Origin of the sequence: Vibrio fluminensis, assembly GCF_015278125.1 — a bacterium.
GTDB lineage: Bacteria > Pseudomonadota > Gammaproteobacteria > Enterobacterales > Vibrionaceae > Vibrio > Vibrio fluminensis.
Genome location: NZ_JADILO010000102.1, coordinates 1 through 285 on the forward strand (window position 1 = coordinate 1; position 285 = coordinate 285).

The following is a 285-nucleotide window of genomic DNA, read 5'->3' on the forward strand; positions in this document are numbered from 1 at the left end:
CTCCCGCAACCAAATTTAATCAATAGCAATAGCTGTTGATATGCGACACTAGCTCAGTTGGTAGAGCGCAACCTTGCCAAGGTTGAGGTCACGAGTTCGAACCTCGTGTGTCGCTCCAAATTATCTAGTTAGACGCTTGTCTGATTAGAGTAAGTTCTCATTGTACTCAACAATGACATCCGGACGCGGGATGGAGCAGCTTGGTAGCTCGTCGGGCTCATAACCCGAAGGTCGTAGGTTCAAATCCTGCTCCCGCAACCACATTAAGATAAATTGCTCAGGCGA

At 48.1% G+C, this 285-nt stretch carries 2 tRNA genes; both read left to right on the forward strand.

The annotated features are described in order from the left end of the window. The first annotated feature begins 42 nt into the window (after positions 1–42). Positions 43–118 (forward strand) — tRNA-Gly (locus tag IRQ95_RS22145). 66 nt (positions 119–184) lie between these two features. After that, positions 185–261, forward strand: a tRNA-Met gene (locus tag IRQ95_RS22150). Positions 262–285 lie beyond the last annotated feature (24 nt).